Below are 21,619 nucleotides of genomic sequence, written 5' to 3'. Positions count from 1 at the left end.
GCGCATGGCGCGCGCCGTCGGTCAGAAGGGCCGTTCGACCCTGCAACGGAAAGTGAGACAGACCAGTGCGCATTCGACGTGTGGTGTTCGCCGCCGCGGTGGCGGCGATCGGACTGGGCCTCTCGGCCTGCGACAGCGAGGAGGACCCGAAGGCCGCGGACTCGACGACGGAGTCCACGTCCGAGGCGCCGGCCTCGTCGGAGACCAGCGAGAGCGACGCCGGCGACCCCGCGCCGGCCGGGGAGGCCACGGCACCGGGAACGGAGCTGAAGTTCGGCGACCCGGCCGTCCTGCCGTTCGAGTACGGAGACAGCACGGGCACGATCGGGCTCACCGTGACGGCCGTCGAGGCCGGTGCGGAGGCCGACCTCGCGGACTTCGGCGAGGACGCGAAGGGCCTCACGCCGTACTTCATCCGCCTCTCCGTCGAGAACGTCGGCGGCACCGACCTGGCCCACACCTCGGTGGGTGTCGACGGCGTGCTGGAGGACGGCGCCAGCACCGGCGTCGTGCTGGTCGGCGAGGTCGCCCAGTGCGCGAACGAGAGCGCTCCGTCGGACTTCACCACCGCGGGCGCCACGTACGAGACGTGCGTGCTCTCGGCCTCGCCGGGTTCGCCGGTCACCGCCGTCGAGTTCAACCAGGGCGACGGCTACGCGGACGATCCGGTCACCTGGAGCGAGTGAGCCGGGCTTGACCCCGGGACGAGCCGGGTCACCGACGATCCCCCGATCGAGCGGTCCGCGGCCGGGCCCTCGGTTGGGGGTGAGCTCTGTCGGTGGGGACCTCTACCGTTGTTCTTCCAGATGGTCCCCAGCCCCACCGAGGAGCACCCGTGCAGGCCTGGCCCGGAAATCCGTACCCGCTCGGCGCCACCTACGACGGTGCCGGCACCAACTTCGCGCTGTTCTCCGAGGCGGCCGAGCGGGTCGAGCTGTGCCTGTTCGACGCCGGCGATGATGGCACCGGATCCGAGACCCGGGTCCGGCTCCCGGAGGTCGACGGCTTCGTGTGGCACGGCTACCTGCCGGGCATCACGCCGGGCCAGCAGTACGGCTTCCGCGTGCACGGACCGCACGACCCCCGCGGCGGGCCGCGCTGCAACCCCGCCAAGCTGCTGCTCGACCCGTACGCCAAGGCGACCACCGGCGCGGTCGACTGGGACGAGTCGGTGTTCGGCTACCCGTTCGGCCGCCCGGACGAGCGCAACGACACCGACTCGGCGGGGCACACGATCCGCGCCGTGGTGATCAATCCGTTCTTCGACTGGGCCAACGACCGCCCGCCCGGCACGCCGTACAACGAGTCGGTCATCTACGAGGCGCACGTGCGCGGGCTCACCAGGTCCCACCCGCGGATCCCCGAACAGCAGCGCGGCACGTACTCGGGCCTGGCCCACCCCGTGATGATCGACTACCTGGTCGACCTCGGCGTCACGGCCGTCGAGCTGATGCCGGTGCACCAGTTCCTGCACGACCACGGGCTGCTCGAACGCGGCCTGCGCAACTACTGGGGCTACAACACGATCGCCTACCTCGCTCCGCACGACGGGTACGCCTCGGCGAACGCGATGCCGGGCAGCCAGGTGCCGGAGTTCAAGGCGATGGTGCGCGCGCTGCACGAGGCCGGCATCGAGGTCATCCTCGACGTCGTCTACAACCACACCGCGGAGGGCAACCACCTCGGCCCGACGCTGTCCATGCGCGGCATCGACAACGAGGCGTACTACCGCCTGGTGGCCGACGACAAGCGGTACTACATGGACTACACCGGCACCGGCAACTCGCTGAACGTGCGCAGCCCGCACACCCTGCAGCTGATCATGGACTCGCTGCGGTACTGGGTCACCGAGATGCGCGTCGACGGGTTCCGCTTCGACCTCGCGGCCACGCTCGCGCGCGAGTTCTACGACGTCGACCGGCTGTCCACGTTCTTCGACCTGGTGCAGCAGGACCCGGTGATCAGCCAGGTCAAGCTCATCGCCGAGCCGTGGGACGTCGGCCCGGGCGGCTACCAGGTCGGCAACTTCCCTCCACTGTGGACGGAGTGGAACGGTAAGTACCGGGACACCGTGCGCGACTTCTGGCGCGGCGAGCCGGCCACGCTCGGCGAGTTCGCGTCCCGCATCACCGGCTCCTCGGACCTCTACCAGGAGGACGGCCGCCGGCCCTACGCGTCGATCAACTTCGTCACCGCGCACGACGGCTTCACGCTGGCGGACCTGGTGTCCTACAACGAGAAGCACAACGAGGCCAACGGGGAGGGCAACCGCGACGGCGCCGACGACAACCGGTCGTGGAACTGCGGAGCCGAGGGCCCAACCGACGACGAGAAGATCAACGACCTGCGGGCGCGGCAACGCCGGAACCTGCTCGCCACGCTGCTGTTCTCGCAGGGCGTGCCGATGCTGCTGCACGGCGACGAGCTCGGACGCACCCAGCGGGGCAACAACAACGGCTACTGCCAGGACAACGAGCTGTCGTGGGTCGACTGGTCGCTGGCCGAACGCAACGCCGACCTGCTCGACTTCACCGGTGCCCTCATCGAGATGCGGCACAACCACCCGGTGTTCCGCAGACGCCGGTTCTTCGCCGGCCGGCCGATCCGCCGGGGCGACGAGCTGCGTGACATCGCCTGGTTCACCCCGTCCGGCGAGGAGATGTCCGAGCAGTACTGGGAGTCCGGGTTCGGCCGCTCGATCGTGGTGTTCCTCAACGGCGACGCCATCGGTGACCTCGACCGGCGCGGCGAGCGCGTACGCGACGACTCGTTCCTGTTGTGCTTCAACGCGCACCACGACGACATCGACATGACCGTGCCGGGCACGGGCTACGGCACGGAGTGGACCGTGGTCGTCGACACCGCCACGGGCGAGGTGTTCGCCGAGTCCGGCGGCGGGCTGGTGGTCGGCGTGGTGGCCGGCGACCACCCGACCGACGCGCGCACCGTGCGGGCGACCGGCACGATCAGCGTCGCGTCGCGCTCGCTGCTGATCCTCCAACGCACCGGGACGCCCGGGTGAGCGAGAGCGACGCAGCGTCCGCGGTCTGGACTGACGAACGCACGCACGCACACCAGCGCCGAGCACGAGAGGAGGAAAGACCACGGACAGCGCAGAAGCGAACCATCCAACACCGCGAGCAAGAGCGACACAGCGCCCGCCGTCTGGACTGACGAACGCACGCACACCAGCACCGAGCACGTGAAGAGGGAAGACGACGAGTAGCGCAGGAGCGAAGCGAACCATGAGCACAGCGAGCGAGAGCGACGCAGCGTCCGCCGTGTGGGTGCCGAGTTCCACGTACCGGGTGCAGGTGCGGCCCGGCTTCGACCTGTCCGACACCGCCGCGCTGGTTCCCTACCTCGACCGGCTCGGCGTCGGCGCGGTGTACACGTCCCCGCTGCTGACCGCGGCCCCCGGCTCGACGCACGGGTACGACGTGGTCGACCCCACCCGCGTCAGTCCGGAGCTCGGCGGCGAACAGGCGCGCCGCCGGTTGGTGGCCGCCGTGCGCGAGGTCGGGCTGGGACTCGTCGTCGACCTCGTGCCCAACCACATGTCGGTCGAGGTCCCGGCGGCCAATCCGTGGTGGTGGGACGTGCTCGCCCGCGGCCGGGAGTCGCGGTACGCGGCGTACTTCGACATCGACTTCGCGCGCGGGCCGATCCTGCTGCCGGTGCTCGGCGACGGTGACGGAGGCGCGCTGGAGGTCCGTGACGGGAAGCTCGCTTACCACGACCACGAGTTCCCGCTGGCGCCCCGTACCGAGCGCGGTACGCCGGACGAGGTCCACGAGCGGCAGCACTACCGGCTCGTGCACTGGCGGCGCGGCGACACGGAGCTCACCTACCGCCGCTTCTTCGACATCACCTCGCTCGCGGCCGTCCGCGTCGAGGACCCGGCCGTGTTCGAGGCGACGCACGCGGAGGTGCTGCGCTGGGTCGAGGCGGGCGAGGTCGACGGGCTGCGCATCGACCACCCGGACGGCCTGCGCGACCCCGGCGGCTACTTCCGGCGGCTGCGCTCGCGGGCCGGCTGCTGGCTCGTCGTCGAGAAGATCCTCGCGGCGGGCGAGTCGCTGCCGGCGTCCTGGCCGGTGCACGGCACCACGGGGTACGACGCGCTGCGCCAGGTGTGCGGGGTGTTCGTCGACCCGGCCGGCGAGCCCGCGCTCACCGAGCTGGCCGCCACCCCGCCGTTCGGTGTGGTGCGGGCCCGCTGCCGGCGGCTCGTCACGGAACGCTCGCTGGTGGCGGAGATGTGCCGAATCGCCGCGCTGGTACCGGGCGTCCCGGTGGAGGCCGCGCGGGAGGCGGTCGCCGAGCTGATGGTCGCCTTCCCCGTCTACCGCTCCTACCTCCCGGAGGGCCTCGCGCACTGGAGCGCCGCGGTCGACCGGGCGCGCGCCGCCCGTCCCGACCTCGCCGACGTGCTGTCTACAGTGGACCATGCGGTGCGCGAGGATCCGCACGGCGAGCTCGCCACCCGCATCCAGCAGACCTCCGGCATGGTCGTGGCCAAGGGCGACGAGGACACCGCGTGCTACCGCTACCCCAGGCTGACCGCGCTCAACGAGGTGGGCGGCGCGCCCGACCGGTTCGGCGTCCCGCCGGCCGAGCTCCACGCGGGCGCGGCCGCGCGCGAGGCAGGGTGGCCGGCGGGCATGACCGCACTGTCCACTCACGACACCAAGCGCTCCGAGGACGTGCGAGCCCGGATCGCGGTGCTCGCCGAGCTGGCGCCGGAGTTCGCCACGGCCGTGCGCCGCTGGTCCGCGCGCCGCGGCCTGCCGGAGCCGACGCTGGAGCTGCTGGCCTGGCAGTCGCTGGTGGGCGCGTGGCCGATCAGCCCGGAACGCTTGTCGGCCTACCTCGACAAGGCGGCCAAGGAGGCCAAGGTCCGCACCTCATGGGTCGACCACGACGAGGAGTTCGAGGCGGCGGTGCGCTCCTGGCCCGCCGACGTCCTCGGCGATCCGGGCCTGCGCGCGGAGGTCGAGGAGTTCGTCGAGCGCGTCCGGATGCCGGGCTGGTCCAACGCGCTGGGCCAGAAGCTGCTGCAGCTCGCGGGGCCCGGGGTGCCGGACGTCTACCAGGGCACCGAGCTGTGGGACCTGTCCCTGGTCGACCCGGACAACCGCCGCCCGGTCGACTTCGCCCGCCGCGCGGAGCTGCTGGCGCGCCTGGAGTCCGGCTGGCTGCCCGAGGTCGACGACACGGGGGCGGCGAAGCTCCACGTGGTCCGCACCGTGCTTCGGCTGCGCCGCGCCCGCCCGGAGCTGTTCACTTGCTACCGCCCGCTGCCGGCCGACGGCCCCGCGGCGGCACACGTGCTGGCCTTCGCGCGCGACGGCGTGGTCGCGGTCGCCACCCGGCTGCCCGTCGGCCTCGCCCGTACCGGCTGGCGGGACACCGTGCTGGCGCTGCCTCCGGGCGGCTGGCGGGACCACCTCACCCACCGCGCGGTTCCCGGCCTCGTCCCGGTGGCCGAGCTGCTGTCTCGCTACCCCGTCGCGCTGCTGGCGCGGGAGGAGTCGTGACCCGCTTCTCCGTGTGGGCGCCCCGCCGCGACCGCGTGCGCCTGGTGCTGGGGTCCGCCACGCACGACATGCGGCGCGACGACCGAGGCTGGTGGCACGCGGACGCGGACGGTCCGGACTACGCGTTCCTGCTCGACGACGAGGACCAGCCGCTGCCCGACCCGCGCTCGCGGTGGCAGCCGGCGGGGGTGCACGGCCCCTCGCGCCGCTACTCGCACGACGCGTTCGCGTGGACCGACCAGCGGTGGACCGGCCGGCCGCTAGCCGGCTCGGTCATCTACGAGCTGCACATCGGCACGTTCACCGAACGGGGCACGTTCGACGCGGCGCTCGAGCGGCTCGACCACCTGGTGGAGCTCGGCGTCGACCTCGTCGAGGTGCTGCCGGTCAACGCGTTCGACGGCACGGCCGGCTGGGGCTACGACGGCGTTCTGTGGGGCGCGGTGCACGAGCCGTATGGCGGTCCGGACGCGTTCAAGCGGTTCGTCGACGCGTGCCACGCGCGGGGCCTCGGCGTGCTGCTCGACGTGGTCTACAACCACCTCGGCCCGTCCGGGGCCTACCTCGACCGGTTCGGCCCGTACTTCGCCGGGCGCACTATCTGGGGTCCGGCGCTCAACCTCGACGGCCCCGACTCCGACGAGGTTCGCCGCTACGTGATCGACAACGCGCTCGGCTGGCTGCGCGACTTCCACCTCGACGGCCTGCGGCTCGACGCCGTGCACGCGCTCGTCGACAGGAGCGCCACGCACCTGCTGGAGGAGCTGGCCGGCGAGGTCGACGCGCTCGCCGGGGGCCTGCGCCGGCCGCTGCACCTGATCGCCGAGTCCGACCTCAACGACCCGAGGCTGGTCACCTCCCGCGACGCCGGCGGGTACGGGCTGGCGGCGCAGTGGTGCGACGACCTGCACCACGCGCTGCACGTGGCGCTCACCGGCGAGACGGACGGGTACTACCTCGACTTCGGCGCGCCCGGGGCTCTGCCGGCGACGCTGCGGCAGGCGTTCTTCCACGCCGGCACGTGGTCGTCGTTCCGCGGCCGCACGCATGGCCGGCCGATCGACCCGCGGCGCCATTCGGGGCACCGGTTCCTGATCTACCTGCAGAACCACGACCAGATCGGCAACCGGGCGCGGGGCGACCGCATGACCGCGACGATCTCCCCGGCCCGCATGCTGTGTGGGGCGGCGATCGTGCTGTGCTCGCCGTACACGCCGATGATCTTCATGGGCGAGGAGTGGGCGGCGAGCACGCCGTGGCAGTTCTTCGCCTCCTTCGCGGACGCGGACCTGGCCGCGTCGGTCCGCGACGGCCGCCGCGAGGAGTTCGCCGAGCACGGCTGGGGCTCCGCCGAGGTCCCGGACCCGATGGACGAGGCGACGCTGGCCCGCTCCACGCTGCGGTGGGGCGAGCTGAACGAGCCCGGGCACCGCGAGGTCCTCGAGACCTACCGCGCGCTGATCGCCCTGCGCCGCGCGCACCCGGAGCTGGCCGACCCGCGGCTGGACAGGTTCACCGTCCACGCCGGCGACTCGTGGCTGGTCCTGCATCGCGGGGAGCGCCGGGCGGTCGTCAACCTGGGAACCACGGACGCCAGGATCCTCCTGGACCGCCGGCCCACCGAGGTCCTCCTCGCCTCGGCCACCCCCGAGCTGACCGGCACCCACCTCCGCGTTCCGCCCGAGTCCTTCGCGGTGGTCTGAATGGCCTTCATCCACAACGTCACCTTCGACGCCCGCGACCCTGGTCGACCCGCCGATCACCTGGCGCGAAGGCAACGGCACCCGATGGGTCGTCCTCCCGCGACCCGGAAGGCAACGAGTTCTGCCTCGGCTGACGACTGCCGTGGGCCGAGGGCGCGGACGCCGGGACCAGCGCGGGGTCCGTGGTGGTCGGCACGTTCACGGCCGATCCCGGCCATTCTGCGAGCATGGGCCGAGCATGGGCACCGAGAGGGGCAGTCATGGACGACAAGGTGATCTCGTCCCGGATCGGTGAGCTCATCGACGAGGAGCACCAGCTCGAGCGTGGTGGCCGGCCCGACCCGAAGCGGCTCGAGGACCTCGAGATCGAGCTCGACCGCTGCTGGAACCTGCTGCGCCAGCGCCGCGCGCGCCGGGCCGCCGGCGAGGACCCGGACGTCGCCCAGGTCAGGTCGAGCGACGTGGTGGAGCGTTGTCTGCAGTGACCAGCGGGCGCGTCGCACTGCGGACGGTCAGCATCGCCGGCACCGCGAGCAGCGCGCCGATCACGCCCGCCAGATCCGCCCCGATGGCCACGCCCAGGATCACCGCGACCGGGTGCAGCTTCACCGCGTGGCTCATCAGCAGCGGCTCCAGCACGTTCCCCTCGAGCTGCTGCACCGCGATCACGACGCCAGCCACGATCAGGGCGACCACGAAACCCTGGGTGACCAGCGCGACGAGCACCGCCACGATCCCGGTCACGAACGCGCCGATCACCGGCACGAAAGCACCCAGGAACACCAGCCCGGCGAGCGGCAGCACGAGTGGCACCCCGGTGATCCACAGCCCGAGCCCGATGCCGACCGCGTCGATCAGCGCCACCACCAGCGTCGTCCGCACGAACGACGTCAGGTCGCGGAACGCCCGCTGCCCCGCCGCGAAGACCTGTTCGCGGCTCGACCGCGGCAGCGGGCTCAGCAGGCCGCGCCACAGCCGCTCCCCGTCGTAGACGAAGAAGATCAGCAGGAACAGCACCAGCAGGAGCCCGGCGAGCACCGCGCCGGCGGTCGACAGGACGCCCCACACGCCCGACACGAGCCCGCTCTGGTTGCGCGACATCCACTCCCGGCCCTGCGCGATCAGCTCGTCGAACTGCTCGGGCCGCAGTCCGAACGTGGTGAGCCACTGCCGCAGCTCCTGGACGCTCTCGCTCAGCCGCGCCCCGAGGTCGGGCAAGCCGTTGATCACGGACGTCACCATGAACAGCACCAGCCCGCCAAGCGCCGCGATGCCCAGGAGCAGCACCCCGGTCGCGGCGAGCGGCCGGGGCACGCCGCGGTCGGTCAGGAACGCCACGCCGGGCACGAACAACGCGGCGAGCAGGATCGCGACCGCGAGCGGCACGACGACGAACGCGACGCGGGTCAGCACCTGCCCGACGACCCACACGGTCAGCGCGATGATGAGGAACTGAACGCAGCGCACGGCGATCCGGCCCACGCGCCCCGTTCGCCAGCTCGGCGGCGCACTCGGCGCGGAGGGCTCGTTCACAAACTCAACGTTAACCGCAAGAACCAGATCTCAAACCCGGACAGGCCGACCACACGGCCCGAGACCTGCGACGAGTCCGAGGCGGTGGCCGCCGGTGACGAGCTTGCGGGCACGCCCGGGTGCTATGTGGACAGTGTGCGGACCGCGGTCACCACGAGGTCCCAGAACCGCGCCACGTCGAGTCCGACGGCGACGTCGGCGTTCGGCGGCCGGCCGGTCCGCGCGTAGCGGTCGACGACCGTGGCACCGCGGGTGAACGTGCCGGTGAGCTCGATGTCCAGCCGCGTGCGGACGGTCTCGACGACGCCGGGCTCCGCCACGAGCGCCACTGCCACCGGGTCGTGCAGGGGCGGTGCCGGGAACCCCCAGATGTCCCGGTAGGTGCCGGCGAAGAAGCCGAGCAGGTCCACGCAGACGCGCGCGAGCGGGCTGCCGATCGCGGCGATGCGCTCGCACACGGCCTCGTCGGCGAGCGCGAGGTGGGTGACGTCGAGCCCGCACATGGCGACCGGGATCCCGCTGTGCAGCACGATGTCCGCGGCCTCCGGGTCGGCGTACACGTTGAACTCCGCGTACGGGGTGACGTTGCCGTTGCCGGTGCTGCCGCCCATGAACACGATCCGCTCGATCCGCTCGGCGACGTCCGGCGCGGCGAGCAGCAAGGCGGCGATGTTGGTCAACGGACCGGTGGCGACGACCGTGGCCGGCTCTGCGCGCAGCAGGTCCCGCAGGTAGCCGATGCCGTCGGTGCTCGTTACCGGCGTGACCGGCGGCCCGAGGCTCGGACCGTCCAACCCAGACTCACCGTGCACGTCCGCGGCGACGATGCCCCTGCCCCGCAACGGGAACGCGCGGCCGGCGACGATCGGGACACCCGTGATGCTGGCGACGTCGCAGATCCGACGGGCGTTCGCGGTGGTCTTGTCGAGCGTCTGGTTGCCGGCGACGGTGCTGATCGCGAGCAGCCGCACCGCCGGATGCGCGGCGGCGAGCATGATCGCGAGCGCGTCGTCGTGCCCGGGGTCGCAGTCGAGGATGATCGGCGTGGCCACCCACCGAGTATGCCCGTGCACGCGCTGTCCGGTCAGCCGTCGTGGCGGGTGCGTTTATCCGGTGGCGCGTCGGGATACCCAGGCAGGGAATCGACCTCGAGTCGCGTGCCCTCGGGCCGCGACAGGTCTGGGAGGAACCATGCGTCACGAGCAGGACCCGGACAGGACCCGACTCGACCCGTATCCGGCCGCCGACCCGCCGACGGTGGAGCAGCCCGTGTCCCGGACCCCGCAGCCGCCGCCGGTGTCCGCGCCACGTGCCTCGGGGGCGTACGAGGACGAGGTCGTCGAGGAGGGCGTCTCGAACTCCGACTACTGGCGGATCCGCACGGTGAACGTGATCTGCACGATCATCATGGCCGTCACCGTGACGTTCGCCATCGTGCTCGGTGTGCACATCGTGCTGGTGCTGGGCAACGCGAACATGGCCAACGCCTTCGCATCCTTTGTGGACGAATGGGCGTCCGGCATCACGCTGGGCCTCACCGGCCTGTTCGTACCGGGCAACCCCGACCTCGCGACCCTCCTGAACGAGGGCCTCGCGGCCATCCTGTGGCTGGTGATCGGCGGCGCGCTCACCTACCTGATCCGGCGCTTCGCCCTGCCCGGCCCGCGCCGGCTGCGTCGCTACCGTCGCGTGGTCCGCTAGGGCAGCGCCGTGGCCGCGGCCGTGAGGTCGGCGAGCAGTTCCCGGTAGGCCCCCGCACGGTCGTCGGCACGCAGCACCGACGACGGGTGCACGGTGGAGACGGCCCGCGCGCTCCGGCCGGGCAGCGAGACCACCTCGCCGCGTTCCTTGGTGACTCGGAAGCCCTGGCCCAGCAACGACTTCGCCGCCGTCGCACCCAGGCACACCACCAGGTCCGGCTCGATGAGGTCCAGCTCCGCGTCCAGCCACGGCCGGCACGCGACGACCTCCGTGCGGGACGGCGTGCGGTGGATCCGCCGCTTGCCGCGCTCGGCCGGGACGAACTTGAAGTGCTTCACCGCGTTGGTGACGTAGACCTGCGTGCGGTCGATGCCGGCCTCCTCCAACGCGCGGTCCAGCAGCCGCCCGGCCGGCCCCACGAACGGCTCGCCGTTGCGGTCCTCCTGGTCGCCGGGCACCTCGCCGACGACCAGGACGCGGGCGTCGGCCGGCCCGGCGCCGAACACGGTCCGCGTCGCGTCCTTGTACAGGTCGCAGCCCCTGCAGGAACCCGCCGCGGCGCGCAGCCCATCGAGGTCCGCGCCCGCGGGCACGTAGCGTTCCGTACCCATGTGCACCCGGCTACCCGGCGAGGACCGCGCAAAACGTCCGGCGGTCTCGCGTCGTGACGCACGGTCCGTTGCGGGACGACCACCTCAAGCACGAGCTGGACGACGCGCTCCGCGGCAACCGGCCGAGCCGGGCCGAGGAATGGCGCGAGCCGGAGCCGCCGCCCGACGAGGATGAGCGCCGGGAGGACACCCGTCCACGGGACTGACAGCGTGACCGGGTAGCCGACGGTGCCGCCCGCGCTGAAACCCGGGCCGGCGGCGGGGAAACCGTTGCCGAGCCCCTCGTTCGCCACGAGGACGGCGTCCAACCCGACTTCCCATCCGGCGGACTGTTCGCCCTCCTCCACCGGCACCCGCAGCGAGGTCCACAGCGTGAACAGCGCGGCGGTCACGAGCATCCCGAGCCCGGCCCACAGGTTGATGTTCACCCCGGCGGACCGCTCGATCTCCTCGGCCGAGGTGAAACCGGTGCCGAGCACGATGAGCACCAACCCGTACACGCCGAGGAGCAAGGCGATGACTAGCCGGATATCGAACGCGGCGGCCCGCCGAGTTGACCGGGGCGAGGGCTCTTGTGTCGATGGTCTGTCGGAGTCATCCCGTTCTCCTAGAAGATGATGTTCAGCACGATCGTGATGGCGAGGGCGATGCCCGCGAGCAGCGCCCACACGCCGGACTCGGTCAGCACGAACACGACGACCGCCGTCAGCAACGAGCCGATGATCGGCGTGCGCATGCCCGCAGAGACGATCACCATGAACCGCAGCCCTCGCTGAAGATCGCGGCGGCGACGATCACCGAGACCCCGGTTCGCGCCGGCGATGAGGACCTGGGCGGTCGCGAAGCTGATGCCGTTGACGAGGTGTGTGGCCTTGCCGAAGCGGCGCGGCATGAACTCGGGGACGCTGCGCAACTTCGAACCGTCGTGGAACGGCATCATCACGAAGCCGAGGAAGAGCATGGCGGGGATCGCGCCGACCCAGAAGTAGTGCGCGGTCGGCTTGCCGTACTCCGGGCCGTTGGGCGACCTGCCCATGACCTCGATGGCGCCGAGGTTCGCGGAGATGAACGCGAGCGCGTCACCCGAGGCCGGCAGCGCGCGGCCGGAGAGGACGAAGTCGACGCTGGTCGACACCCGCCGTCTCGCGAGGTATCCGATCCCGATGACCAGCGCGAGCCGGAGATTCGCGTCGGCCAGCACGGTCAACTCGGGCACCTCCTCCCGTTCGACTCCTCTGGCTCAAACAGACACCGACCGCGGGTCGGTCGCGCGCCGAGCGATCGTCCACATCGGACACACTGCCGACGTCGAGCACGTTGCACCGCAAGGCGGACGCGTTCGGCCCTGGTCGGCCATGGTCAGTCTGGGATCAGCGGGACCTCGATGCCCGGGTCCCGCCCCAGCAGCGCGGCCCGGGTCACCGCCGACGTGCCGAAGCGGTCGCGTACGTGGTCCAGCGCGGCGTCCAGCGAGCCCACCGGGTACTCGTCGAACGGCAGCACCAGTTGTACCGCGTCCACGTTGTCCAGGTTGGCCAGCGAGATCCCCACCAGCGTGCAGCCCCGCTCGTCGAGCAGGCCCATCACGTCGCGCAGCAGCGTCCGGGCCGTGTCCAGCAGGACCTGCGTGTCGTCGGTCGAGCGGAACAGCGTGTGGGACCGCGTGGCGCGCGCGAAGTCGGCGAACCGCAGGCGCAGCACGACCGTCCGGCACACCCGCTTGGCCGCGCGTAATCGCCGGGCCACCCGGTCGACCAGGCCGGCCAGCGTGGCCTCGAGGTCGGCGCGGGTGCGCGGGCGGCTGCCGAGCGCGCGCTGCGAGCCGATCGACCCGCGGCGCCGCCCCACCCGGACCGGACGCGGGTCGTAGTTGTGCGCCAGCGCGTGCAGGTGCCGGCCCGCCGCCTTGCCGAGCATGCCCACCAGCGAGGACCGCGCCAGCTTGGCCACCTGCCCGACCGTCTGGACGCCCCGGGAGTGCAGCTTCTCGGCGGTGACCCGGCCGACGCCCCACAGCCGCTCGACCGGCAGCGGGTGCAGGAACTCGAGCTCGGCCTCCGGCGGCACCAGCAGCAGCCCGTCCGGCTTGGCGACCCCGCTGGCCACCTTGGCCAGGAACTTGGTGCGCGCCACGCCGACGGTGATGGGCAGACCGACCTGCCCGAGCACGTCCCGGCGTAATCGCGCGGCGATCTCGAGCGGCGTGCCCGCGATCTTGCGCAGGCCACCCACCTCGAGGAACGCCTCGTCGATGGAGATGCCCTCGACGAGCGGCGTCGTGTTCTTGAAGACCTCGAAGACCGCCTTGCTCGCCTCGCTGTAGGCCGACATCCTCGGCGGCACGACGACGGCGTGCGGGCACAGGCGTAACGCGCGGTGGCCGCCCATCGCGGTGCGGACGCCGTGACGCTTGGCCTCGTAGCTGCACGCCAGCACCACGCCGCCACCCACGATGACCGGCCGGCCGCGCAGGCTCGGGTCGTCGCGCTGCTCGACGGAGGCGTAGAACGCGTCCAGGTCGGCATGCAGAATGGTCGCCGCAGTCACGAACACATGTTCGCATCAACCTCTGACAGAATCGAGTACGCGCAGCTCAGACCGCTCACAAGGAGGACCGCGTTGCCTCCGCGCGCAGCGGACGTGACCGCCCGTGCAATGCGGCTCCCGCGCCGCGGGCGGGGCGGGCATCGTGTCGCGCGTGGACACCGATCCGTCGAGCAACGTCGTGGTATTCCAGATCGGGCAGGAGCACAGCGTCGCCGGGCACGGGCCGACGGTCGCCGACGACAGCGTCCGGCAGGCGTGGGACCTGGCCCGGCGGCAGGGCGGCGCGCTGCCCGAACAGGTCGTCGCGCTGAAGTCGGAGTGGGAGCCGTCCCCGGCGGACAGCCGCTTCATCGCGCGCACGTTCCCGAACGCCGCCGTCTACTACACCTTCCCGCGGCCGGATCCGCGGCGCTGGCCGGAAGCGCTCGCCGACGCGCGCCAGCAGCTGGAGTCCGTGGCCGCGGAACGGTACGACGAGCGGTGCGCGCAGCTGGAGCGCGAGGGCGAGCTGCTGCCGATGCTGTGGAGCGAGACCTCCCCGCAGGCCGACCTGCTGGCGGCGATGCCCCACTACACGCTGGTGCCCGACGGTCTGCACGTCTCGCTCGCGCTGGTCGGCACCGCACCGAGCGGGCGGATCGGCATCAGCCACCTGACCCACCACCACTTCGGCCCGGACGGCGTGTGGGGTGAGGCCGGCACGTTCGGGGACCTGTACGAGACGGCGTGCGCGAACCTCGCGTCGGGGCTGCGGATCGCGGAGTACGACAACGGTGTGCTCGACATGCACCACGACGGCGTGGCCGCGGGCGCGGTGTGCCTGCCGGACTTCTACGCCTACGTATCCGACCTGGTCGGCGAGGAGCGGTTCATCGTCGGCATCTCGTGCCCGCAGCACCTGGTCGTCGCGGCGGAGTCCTCCCCGTACGCCGCCACCGTGCGGTCGATGATCATGGAGTCGGACTACCCGGCGTCGGAGTCCGTCCCGTGCGTGCTGCGGGTCGACCGCCGCGGCCTCACGATCCTCGCGGAACGGCGCTAGCCCATCGTGACGGTGACCAGCCAGCCCGGGTGGTCCGTCGTGCCGTCCATGTCGATCGTGGTGCCGCTCTCGAAGGCCAGCGTGGTCGTGGCGAAGACGTGCTGGACGTCCCCGTCCCCCTTGCGGTAGAAGCCCGTGCGGTTGCAGTCCTGGGCGTCCGGGCTGCCGTCGTAGTGCAGGTTCAGGTCGCCCGCGACCACGACCGGGGCCTGCCGCGCGTAGCCGGCCGCGCGGGACATCAGGTCCTGGCACTGCGCGAGTGCCGTCGTGCCGCTGCGGGCGGACAGGTGCGTCGTGCACGCGCTCAGCGCGCCCGCCGGCAGACACGCCCACACCCGCATCTCGTCGCCGTCGTCCTGCGCGGCGTACCGGCCGGTCTCCGCGGGACCACCGGCCAGAGTGGACGCCACCATGATGACGTTGCCGTACTCCTCGCCGTTCGTGCACGTCACCGGCGTGCCGTCGCGGTGCTGGGCGGCCACGAACGTCGCCTCGGCCGCACCCATCGCCGCTCGCAGGCGGGCCACGTCGCCCGAGCAGGCCTCGTTCACCGACAGCACCTGCGGCTGGGTCGACGCGATCACCGACTCCGCCTTGGCCAGCACGGGCTCGGCGCCCGCGTAGCAGTCGGCCACGCCGCTGTGACAGATGTTGAGCTGCAACACCTTCACCGTCGTGGCCGCGGACGCGATCGGGATCGCCAACGCGGGCAGGAGGAGGGTCAGCGTGGCGATCAGCCGGAACACGGTACGCATGAGAGCACACAAGCAGACCCCGGTGACCGATGGCAAGATCCGTAGGTCTCGCACGACGCCGCCTGCCGCACCCGGCTCGTCCGGTACCGCCGGCGCGGGCCGGCCGGAGACGTGATCCACCTGAACGAGATCACCGCTAGGCCATTCCCGTGGTCTTCGCCTTTGGAGCCGCCACGGTGCGACACGGTCACGGCATGGTCGTCAACCTGACCGGGGACAGACATGGCGGCTTTCCCGCGGCTACCGTCAAATTACTTTCGCAGCAGCGAAAAGAAAACCGAACAGGTGGAGGTGCTCGTGGTAGTGGTGACGCTCGGCTGTCTCGGGGTCGTCCTGAGCCTCGGCTGGTGGTGCTGCCGGTGACAGCGGCTGGTCGACCGACCATCGACTGAGTTTCCGTTGTCGCAGCGGGCGCCCGGATCCGATCCGGGCGCCCCGGCCAAACCCATCGTCCACTATGGCCGTTGCGCGACGACACCGACGCCGTGTGGGGAGCGCACCGGCTCGACGGCCGTGAAACCGTTGCTCGCCAGGGCATCGGCGATCGTCCCGGTCACCCGGTCCGCACCGGTGGGGCCGGCCCCGTAGAGCACGTACAGCCAGCCACCCGGATGCAGCGCTCGGTGGAGCGCGGCCAGCTCGCGGGTGGCGGCGGTGGTCCAGAAGACGTTGACGTTGACCGAGAAGGCCTTGTCGTGACCGTGCGTCTCCAGTGTGTCCAGTTCGGACTGGACGACCTCGAGCCGGCCCGCGGTGAGGTGCTCGGCATTGCGCCGCCGGGTCCGCTCGACGGCCACGGGCGAGCGGTCCACGGCCGTCAGGCGGCCCGTGCGCAGCCGCTCGCAGACGAGGGCGGCGGCCACCCCCGGCCCGCAGCCGATCTCCAGCAGCCGCTCGTCCGGCCTCGGGTCGACGACCTCCACTGCCCAGCGAATCCGGTCCGGGATCACGAGCCGAACCAGCCCGCGACGTCCAGGCGCCACATGCCGTCCGGAACGATCTCGCGCAACGCCGCCTCGAGGTCGTGGACCCGGGCCGAGCCGAGCGTGCGGACCCACTGCGCGCGGAGGTCGTCGAAGATCGCGGCCGAGCGGGCGAGGAGCTCGATGCCCTGCGGGGTGAGCCGGATCAGCTTGCGGCGGGCGTCGCGGTCGTCGCCGGCACGGGTCACGTAGCCGAGCCTCTCCAGGCGGTCGACCGTCTTGCCGGCAGCCTGCTTGGACACGCCGAGGCGGCGGCCGACCTCGCTGGCGGTGGCACCGTGCTGGCCGATCGCCTGGAGCGCGAAGCCGTGCGCGGGGCGGGCGTCGGGGTGGCCCTGACGGACGAGCTCGGTATGGAGCTGGTCGATGAGCGTGCGGAAACCCGCGAGCAGCAGCAGCGGCAGCTCGAACCCCGGTGCGCCGCCCGCCGACTCATTGCCGGAATCGACAACCTGGTTTACTATTTCGTCAACCACGTTGTCCAAACTACTGGAGTGCCATGTTCGTCGACCACACCATCGAGTCCGCCCCGCCGGCCGCCCGCCGGACCATGACCGCGACCGAGTCCCGCCTCGGCTACCTCCCGGTGGCGATGGCGCGGATGGCGGAGTCGCCGCTGCTGCTGGACGGATTCCTGAAGCTGAGCGGCATGTTCGAGACCACCTCGCTCGACCCGCTGGCGCGCGAGACGCTGATCATGACGATCGCCGGACGCAACGCCTGCCACGTCTGCATGGCGATGCACACCGCCAGACTCGTATCCCTCTCGGCGCCGCCGGCCCTCGTCGAGGCGCTGCGCGCCGGCCGACCGCTCGACGACCCACGGCTCGAGGCGCTGCGCCAGTTCACCGTGGACGTCGTGGAATCGGCCGGCGGCGTGAGCGAGGGGCGCGTGGCGGAGTTCCTGTCGCACGGGTACACACGCCAGCAGGCCCTGGAGGTGGTCCTGGGCATCGGCGCCTACACACTGTCCACAGTGGCCAACCGGCTGACCGGTGCGCCGCTGGACGAGCCCTTGGCGGAGTACGCCTGGGAGGTCAGCGAGCCGGCGCCTGCCAGGTGAACAGGACCATCGGGCACTCGTCGACGTCGAACTCGATCTCCTCGCGCCAGCCGTCGCGGCGGTACATGCCCGCCGCGGGCGCGTCCGGGTGGGTGCACAGCCACGCGGCGGGCCAGCCGTCGGTGAATCGGCTCAGCAGCGAGCGGCCGATCCCCCGCCGCTGGTGGGCCGGGTCGACCATCAGCTCCGCCACGATCAGGGCGGGCGCCACGATCCGGCCGGCCAGCCCGGGGGTGACCGCCGCGGCGAGGGCGTCGTCGAAGTGGGAACCCGAGTCGAGCGTCGGGCCGGCCGGCCAGCCGTAGACCGCGCCGATGAGCCGGCCGTCCCCCACCGCCACCAGACCATCGAAGCCGCCGTGACCAAGGTGGGCGGTCAGCCGGTCGGGGAACCCCGCGAGCCGCTCGGCCGCCTCCCGCCACGGTGGCTCGGTGAAACACCGCCGGTAGAGGCTCTCAAGCTGCGTGACGTGCCGACCGAGCTGGATCGCGTCGGTGTGGCGCATGGTGATGCCTCGGTGCACAAACAGCCAGGTTAAACCCACCTGGTGATCAACGGTCACCGCCATCTCCGTCGTCGCCGTCAGCTGTCGTCGCCGTCGTCGCCGCCGTGGCCGCTGTTGTCATCGTCGTCGTCGCCGCCATGACCGGACGAGCCGGAGCCGCTGTTCGAGCTGCCGGGGCCGGAGTTGTCGTCCCCGTGGTCGTCCCAGCGGTCGTCCCCGTGGTCATCTACGCGGTCGTCTACGCGGCGGTCCCGGTCGTCGCGGTCGTCGATCTCGACGCGGGTCACGGCGCCGGTCTGGGCGTCGATGCGGATGTCGTAGGTGACGCCGGCCTTCGTGATCTCGACCTTCCACTCGAGCCGGCCGTGCTCGAACTCCTGCTCGACCTCGTGCACCACCCCGCCGCCGAAGCGCTCGCGCACCAGCCGCGCCGCGTCGTCGGCGGAGAGCCGCGCAGCACCGACGGACGTGCTCGATGTCGGCGAGGTCGAGGAGGTCGACGATGTCGGCGACGTGGTGTGCGTGGCGGCGGTCGCCGTGCCGGTCGTGGCCGCGTCGCCGCTGCCGCCCAGTGCCCACGCGGTGCCCGCCGAGACCGCGAGCGCACCCGCGGCGGCCGCGACGACGATCGTCTTTCTGTTCATGGTGGTTCCTTCCGCCGGTTTCCGGACGCCACCACCGTGCCGTCGCGCGGCCTAGCACCACGCTGCCCGACGGTTAAGACCGCCCTAAGGGGCCCAGCTCCACGACGACGGTCAGGCCCGGCGTACCGGGCTCCAGCCGCACCTCGCCCCCGGTCTGCTCGGCAGCGCGTCGCACGATGTCCAACCCGAGCCCGCTCGAACCGGACCCGCTCACCCCGCGCCGCAACGCCCCGGTCGCGGGCCCGGGCAGACCGGGACCGGAGTCCGTCACCACGAGCGTGGCACCGCCGGGCCGGCCGGCGAGCCACACGGCGAACGGGGTGCCGTTGGGCGTGTGCGCGAACACGTTGCCCAGCAAGGCATCCACGCACGCCTCCAGGTCCGCCCGGGCCAGCGGCACCGGCAGCGGGTCGGGTCCGATGTCGACTGTCAGCTCCCGGTCGGTGTCCTCGGCGAGCACGGCCCAGAACGCCACGCGCTCGCGCACGACCTCCGTGGCGTCCACACCGGACGGTTCGGCGCCGCGCCGGCGGGCCTGCTGGATCACGTCGGTGACCGCCCGGTTCACCGCCTCGACGCCGGCCACGATCCGCTCCGCGTCCGAGGGGGACAGTGACTCCGCCTCCATCCGCAGCGTGGTCAGCGGAGTGCGCACCCGGTGGGACAGGTCGGCGATGGTCTCCCGCTCCTCGCGCAGCAGGCCGGTGATCCGCCCGGCCAGCCCGTTCAGCGCGCCCGCGACCACGCCCAGCTCCCCCGGCGCGGACACGTCCGCCCGTGCCGTCAGCTCGCCGCGGCCGAGGCGGTGGGACACCGCGGCGAGGTCGATCGTCGAGCGGACCAGCGTGCGCGCCAAGCGGTCGGCCACGACCAGGCTCACCGCCAGCAGTGCCACGCCGAGTCCGGCGAGCAGCAGCCACGCCCGGGCCACGCCGCGGGTGAGCTCGGCGTCCGGCACGAACGTGCGGATCACCCCCACCACACCGCTCGGCCGGTCGACCGCGAACACGACCTCCCGCCCGCCCGGGACGTCCGCCGACGCGCTCTTCCCCTGCCAGGCGAGCTCCACCAGCGACGAGCGACCGGCCGGGGCACCGAGGCGGACCCCGCCGGTGAGGAAGACCGTGACGTCGTAGCCGCTGCCCGCGTCGGCCTGCCGGACGGTCAGGTCGAGCGCCTCGCGGTCGGTGGTGGTCGCGACGAGCGAGGTCAGCGCCTGCGCCTGGGCGGTCGCCTGCTGCACGGCGTTGTCCGCGGCGACGTTGCGCACGAGCAGCGCGAGCGGCACGAGGAACGCGACGAGTACGAGCAGGGTGGTGGCGGCGACGAGCAGCAGGACGCGGCGGCGCACCGGTCAGTCCTCCGGCGCCGTGAGCCGCACGCCCACCCCGCGCACCGCGTGCAGGTAGCGGGCCCGCTGCGCGGTCTCGCCGAGCTTGCGCCGCAGCCACGACAGGTGCACGTCGACGGTCTTGTCCGCACCGCCGTAGGGCTGCTGCCACACCTCGGTGAGCAGCTCCCGCTTGCTCACCACCTCCCCGGCACGCGCGGCGAGGTAGTGCAGCAGGTCGAACTCGCGCGGCGTCAGCTCCAGGGCGCGGCCGTCCAGCGAGGCCTGCCGGGTACGCGGGTCCACCCGCAGGCCGCCGACCTCCACGGCGGTCACGCGCTCCTCGTCCGCGCCGCGGCGCAGCACCGCGCGGATCCGCGCGTCGAGCTGAGCCACGCCGAACGGCTTGACCACGTAGTCGTCCGCGCCGGCGTCGAGCACGGAGACGATCTCGGTCTCGTCGTCGCGGGCGGTCGCCACGATCACCGGGACGTCGCTGACCCCGCGCAGCATCCGCAGCATCGCGGTGCCATCAAGGTCGGGCAGGCCGAGGTCGAGGATCACCACGTCCGGCCGGGAACCGACCGCCTGCTCCAGTCCGGCCATCGCGGTCGGCGCGGAGAACACGGCGTGCCCGCGGTCGGTGAGCCCGCGGATGATCGACGAGCGGATCGTCGCGTCGTCCTCGACGACGAGTACCTGCGCCATGCGATCGAACACTAAGGCACCCGCGCCCGCGTGGCCGTGCCCGACGGATGTCCTAACGTCGCGTTAGGAGTCCCTTAACCACGCGGCGGGCATACTGCGGACGTGACGAGGGTCCGATCGATGCGCATCACGACGGGCGTGGTGCTGTGGGCGGTGGCCGCGGCGGCGGCCACCGCCGTCGGACTGTTCGCCGTCGGAGCGATCGGCTCGGACCTGTACGGCGCGGACGCGCAGAAGCCGCTCAGTCAGTCCGAAGTGGACCAAAGGCTCGCCGAGACCACCCCGCCCGGCAGGACGACCACCTCGCCGCGGTCCTCGCCCCCCACCACCACGACCCCACCCGCCACCACCACGTCACCGGCTACGACGACGCCGCCCGCGAAGACCGCCGTCATCCACTCCGCGGGCGGCACCGTGTGGGCCCGCTGCGCGCCGGGTGGCGTGGAGGTGCTCGGCTCGACGCCCGCGCAGGGCTTCGAGGTCGAACCGGACGACGACGCGCGCGTCAACGACCATCCGAAGATCACGTTCCTCGCCGGCGAGCGCGAGATCGAGGTCCGGCTGCGCTGCTCCGGCGGCACGGTGACGCACACCGTCGAGGACGACGACTAACGCGGCTAGTGCGGTGACCGGGAACGTTGGCGGGTCTATCGGCGGATCCAGGTTTCCGCTGGCAAGGCGCCGATTCGGCCTCGTACTGGACGTACTTGGCCGGATCGGCAACGCCGCCAGCGGGAACCTGGGCCGTCGAGAGACCCGGCGAACGTTTCCGGCCACCGCACTAGCCGCCCACCCGCTCTTCGAGCCGCTCCAGGCGTCGCAGCACCGGCCCCAGCGCCTTGCCGACCGTGTCGGACACGAGGTCGGCGACGGGACCCGCACCCGCCTGCTTGGCCTGCTGGTAGCCGGCGAGCATGGCGGCGACCGTGCGCCGGGCCGCGCGCAGCTCGACAC

21 protein-coding genes and 2 pseudogenes are annotated in these 21,619 nt (G+C 72.2%); 10 read left to right on the top strand and 13 right to left on the bottom strand.

Annotated features, from left to right (window positions below):
- The first annotated feature begins 65 nt into the window (after positions 1-65).
- The 5 genes from ACRDTB_RS23675 to ACRDTB_RS23655 all read left to right on the top strand — a co-directional run bounded on the left by ACRDTB_RS23675 (position 66) and on the right by ACRDTB_RS23655 (position 7,728).
- The gene (locus ACRDTB_RS23675; protein ID WP_431433644.1) at positions 66-686 is read left to right on the top strand and encodes a hypothetical protein; all 621 of its coding nucleotides are present in this window, start codon (positions 66-68) and stop codon (positions 684-686) included.
- A gap of 149 nt (positions 687-835) precedes the next feature.
- Entirely contained in the window at positions 836-3,022 is a 2,187-nt protein-coding gene (gene glgX, locus ACRDTB_RS23670) for a glycogen debranching protein GlgX (protein WP_431433642.1), read from the top strand.
- Positions 3,023-3,245: 223 nt separating this feature from the next.
- Positions 3,246-5,540: a malto-oligosyltrehalose synthase gene (gene treY, locus ACRDTB_RS23665; RefSeq protein ID WP_431433640.1), complete on the top strand. Its 2,295-nt coding sequence runs from the start codon at positions 3,246-3,248 to the stop codon at positions 5,538-5,540.
- Positions 5,537-7,243, top strand: a complete 1,707-nt coding sequence (gene treZ / locus ACRDTB_RS23660; RefSeq protein ID WP_431433638.1) for a malto-oligosyltrehalose trehalohydrolase — start codon at positions 5,537-5,539, stop codon at positions 7,241-7,243. Before treY ends, treZ begins: the two co-directional genes overlap by 4 nt.
- A gap of 260 nt (positions 7,244-7,503) precedes the next feature.
- Positions 7,504-7,728, top strand: coding sequence for a DUF2630 family protein (locus ACRDTB_RS23655; RefSeq protein WP_431433636.1), 225 nt, complete (start codon positions 7,504-7,506; stop codon positions 7,726-7,728).
- On the opposite strand, the gene ACRDTB_RS23650 is transcribed toward ACRDTB_RS23655, so the two are convergent.
- Complete coding sequence (locus ACRDTB_RS23650; RefSeq protein WP_431433635.1) at positions 7,691-8,776, bottom strand: AI-2E family transporter; 1,086 nt, start codon at positions 8,774-8,776, stop codon at positions 7,691-7,693. The genes ACRDTB_RS23655 and ACRDTB_RS23650 overlap by 38 nt on opposite strands.
- Before the next feature lie 122 nt (positions 8,777-8,898).
- On the bottom strand, positions 8,899-9,828 hold the full coding sequence (locus ACRDTB_RS23645; protein ID WP_431433633.1) for a nucleoside hydrolase: 930 nt from the start codon (positions 9,826-9,828) through the stop codon (positions 8,899-8,901).
- A 139-nt stretch (positions 9,829-9,967) separates the two neighbouring features.
- On the opposite strand from ACRDTB_RS23645, the gene ACRDTB_RS23640 reads away from it, so the two are divergent.
- A complete protein-coding gene (locus ACRDTB_RS23640) occupies positions 9,968-10,477 on the top strand; it encodes a hypothetical protein (RefSeq protein WP_431433631.1) in 510 nt (169 codons plus the stop codon).
- Here the strand turns inward: ACRDTB_RS23640 and ACRDTB_RS23635 are convergent.
- Positions 10,474-11,088 carry a UdgX family uracil-DNA binding protein gene (locus ACRDTB_RS23635; protein WP_431433630.1) on the bottom strand — a complete coding sequence of 205 codons (615 nt, stop codon included), beginning with the start codon at positions 11,086-11,088 and terminating at the stop codon, positions 10,474-10,476. The genes ACRDTB_RS23640 and ACRDTB_RS23635 overlap by 4 nt on opposite strands.
- A gap of 53 nt (positions 11,089-11,141) precedes the next feature.
- Here ACRDTB_RS23635 and ACRDTB_RS23630 point away from each other — a divergent pair, with 53 nt between their 5' ends.
- The gene (locus tag ACRDTB_RS23630) at positions 11,142-11,294 is read left to right on the top strand and encodes a hypothetical protein (RefSeq protein WP_431433628.1); all 153 of its coding nucleotides are present in this window, start codon (positions 11,142-11,144) and stop codon (positions 11,292-11,294) included.
- Between the two features lie 123 nt (positions 11,295-11,417).
- On the opposite strand, the pseudogene ACRDTB_RS23625 reads toward ACRDTB_RS23630, so the two are convergent.
- The 3 genes and pseudogenes from ACRDTB_RS23625 to dinB all read right to left on the bottom strand — a co-directional run.
- Positions 11,418-11,618, bottom strand: a pseudogene (locus ACRDTB_RS23625) (hypothetical protein); the annotation flags it as partial.
- A 269-nt stretch (positions 11,619-11,887) separates the two neighbouring features.
- Positions 11,888-12,295 (bottom strand): annotated as a pseudogene (locus ACRDTB_RS23620) (Na+/galactose cotransporter); the annotation flags it as partial.
- A 152-nt stretch (positions 12,296-12,447) separates the two neighbouring features.
- Positions 12,448-13,641, bottom strand: coding sequence for a DNA polymerase IV (gene dinB, locus ACRDTB_RS23615; RefSeq protein ID WP_431433626.1), 1,194 nt, complete (start codon positions 13,639-13,641; stop codon positions 12,448-12,450).
- A 145-nt stretch (positions 13,642-13,786) separates the two neighbouring features.
- Between dinB and ACRDTB_RS23610 the strand changes: the two genes are divergently transcribed.
- Positions 13,787-14,677, top strand: a complete 891-nt coding sequence (locus tag ACRDTB_RS23610; RefSeq protein WP_431433624.1) for a hypothetical protein — start codon at positions 13,787-13,789, stop codon at positions 14,675-14,677.
- Here the strand turns inward: ACRDTB_RS23610 and ACRDTB_RS23605 are convergent.
- The 3 genes from ACRDTB_RS23605 to ACRDTB_RS23595 form a co-directional block, all read right to left on the bottom strand.
- A complete protein-coding gene (locus ACRDTB_RS23605) occupies positions 14,674-15,432 on the bottom strand; it encodes an endonuclease/exonuclease/phosphatase family protein (RefSeq protein WP_431433622.1) in 759 nt (252 codons plus the stop codon). The genes ACRDTB_RS23610 and ACRDTB_RS23605 overlap by 4 nt on opposite strands.
- A 455-nt stretch (positions 15,433-15,887) precedes the next feature.
- Positions 15,888-16,382, bottom strand: a complete 495-nt coding sequence (locus ACRDTB_RS23600) for a class I SAM-dependent methyltransferase (protein ID WP_431433621.1) — start codon at positions 16,380-16,382, stop codon at positions 15,888-15,890.
- The gene (locus ACRDTB_RS23595; protein ID WP_431433619.1) at positions 16,379-16,900 is read right to left on the bottom strand and encodes a MarR family winged helix-turn-helix transcriptional regulator; all 522 of its coding nucleotides are present in this window, start codon (positions 16,898-16,900) and stop codon (positions 16,379-16,381) included. Before ACRDTB_RS23595 ends, ACRDTB_RS23600 begins: the two co-directional genes overlap by 4 nt.
- A 14-nt stretch (positions 16,901-16,914) precedes the next feature.
- Between ACRDTB_RS23595 and ACRDTB_RS23590 the strand changes: the two genes are divergently transcribed.
- Positions 16,915-17,478: a carboxymuconolactone decarboxylase family protein gene (locus tag ACRDTB_RS23590; protein WP_431433618.1), complete on the top strand. Its 564-nt coding sequence runs from the start codon at positions 16,915-16,917 to the stop codon at positions 17,476-17,478.
- Here the strand turns inward: ACRDTB_RS23590 and ACRDTB_RS23585 are convergent.
- The 4 genes from ACRDTB_RS23585 to ACRDTB_RS23570 all read right to left on the bottom strand — a co-directional run bounded on the left by ACRDTB_RS23585 (position 17,453) and on the right by ACRDTB_RS23570 (position 20,665).
- Positions 17,453-18,001, bottom strand: coding sequence for a GNAT family N-acetyltransferase (locus tag ACRDTB_RS23585; protein ID WP_431433616.1), 549 nt, complete (start codon positions 17,999-18,001; stop codon positions 17,453-17,455). The two genes, ACRDTB_RS23590 and ACRDTB_RS23585, sit on opposite strands and share 26 nt — an antisense overlap.
- Before the next feature lie 59 nt (positions 18,002-18,060).
- Positions 18,061-18,627 carry a PepSY domain-containing protein gene (locus ACRDTB_RS23580; protein WP_431433614.1) on the bottom strand — a complete coding sequence of 189 codons (567 nt, stop codon included), beginning with the start codon at positions 18,625-18,627 and terminating at the stop codon, positions 18,061-18,063.
- A 73-nt stretch (positions 18,628-18,700) separates the two neighbouring features.
- Positions 18,701-19,978 (bottom strand): ATP-binding protein, encoded by a 1,278-nt coding sequence (locus tag ACRDTB_RS23575; protein WP_431433612.1) that lies wholly within the window; start codon positions 19,976-19,978, stop codon positions 18,701-18,703.
- Between the two features lie 3 nt (positions 19,979-19,981).
- On the bottom strand, positions 19,982-20,665 hold the full coding sequence (locus ACRDTB_RS23570) for a response regulator transcription factor (RefSeq protein ID WP_431433610.1): 684 nt from the start codon (positions 20,663-20,665) through the stop codon (positions 19,982-19,984).
- Positions 20,666-20,785: 120 nt separating this feature from the next.
- On the opposite strand from ACRDTB_RS23570, the gene ACRDTB_RS23565 reads away from it, so the two are divergent.
- Positions 20,786-21,277, top strand: coding sequence for a hypothetical protein (locus ACRDTB_RS23565; RefSeq protein WP_431433609.1), 492 nt, complete (start codon positions 20,786-20,788; stop codon positions 21,275-21,277).
- Positions 21,278-21,619: the final 342 nt, after the last annotated feature.

The sequence above is a fragment of the Actinophytocola sp. genome (genome assembly GCF_050699935.1).
GTDB lineage: Bacteria > Actinomycetota > Actinomycetes > Mycobacteriales > Pseudonocardiaceae > Actinophytocola.
This window is presented reverse-complemented; position numbering and strand designations above follow the sequence as displayed.

Coding starts and splice junctions, on each gene's coding strand:
- ACRDTB_RS23570 (WP_431433610.1), bottom strand. CDS start 20,665: ATGGCGCAGGTACTCGTCGTCGAGGACGACGCGACGATCCGCTCGTCG.
- treY (WP_431433640.1), top strand. CDS start 3,246: ATGAGCACAGCGAGCGAGAGCGACGCAGCGTCCGCCGTGTGGGTGCCG.
- ACRDTB_RS23590 (WP_431433618.1), top strand. CDS start 16,915: ATGTTCGTCGACCACACCATCGAGTCCGCCCCGCCGGCCGCCCGCCGG.
- ACRDTB_RS23565 (WP_431433609.1), top strand. CDS start 20,786: ATGCGCATCACGACGGGCGTGGTGCTGTGGGCGGTGGCCGCGGCGGCG.
- ACRDTB_RS23635 (WP_431433630.1), bottom strand. CDS start 11,088: ATGGGTACGGAACGCTACGTGCCCGCGGGCGCGGACCTCGATGGGCTG.
- ACRDTB_RS23605 (WP_431433622.1), bottom strand. CDS start 15,432: ATGCGTACCGTGTTCCGGCTGATCGCCACGCTGACCCTCCTCCTGCCC.
- ACRDTB_RS23640 (WP_431433631.1), top strand. CDS start 9,968: ATGCGTCACGAGCAGGACCCGGACAGGACCCGACTCGACCCGTATCCG.
- ACRDTB_RS23580 (WP_431433614.1), bottom strand. CDS start 18,627: ATGAACAGAAAGACGATCGTCGTCGCGGCCGCCGCGGGTGCGCTCGCG.
- ACRDTB_RS23655 (WP_431433636.1), top strand. CDS start 7,504: ATGGACGACAAGGTGATCTCGTCCCGGATCGGTGAGCTCATCGACGAG.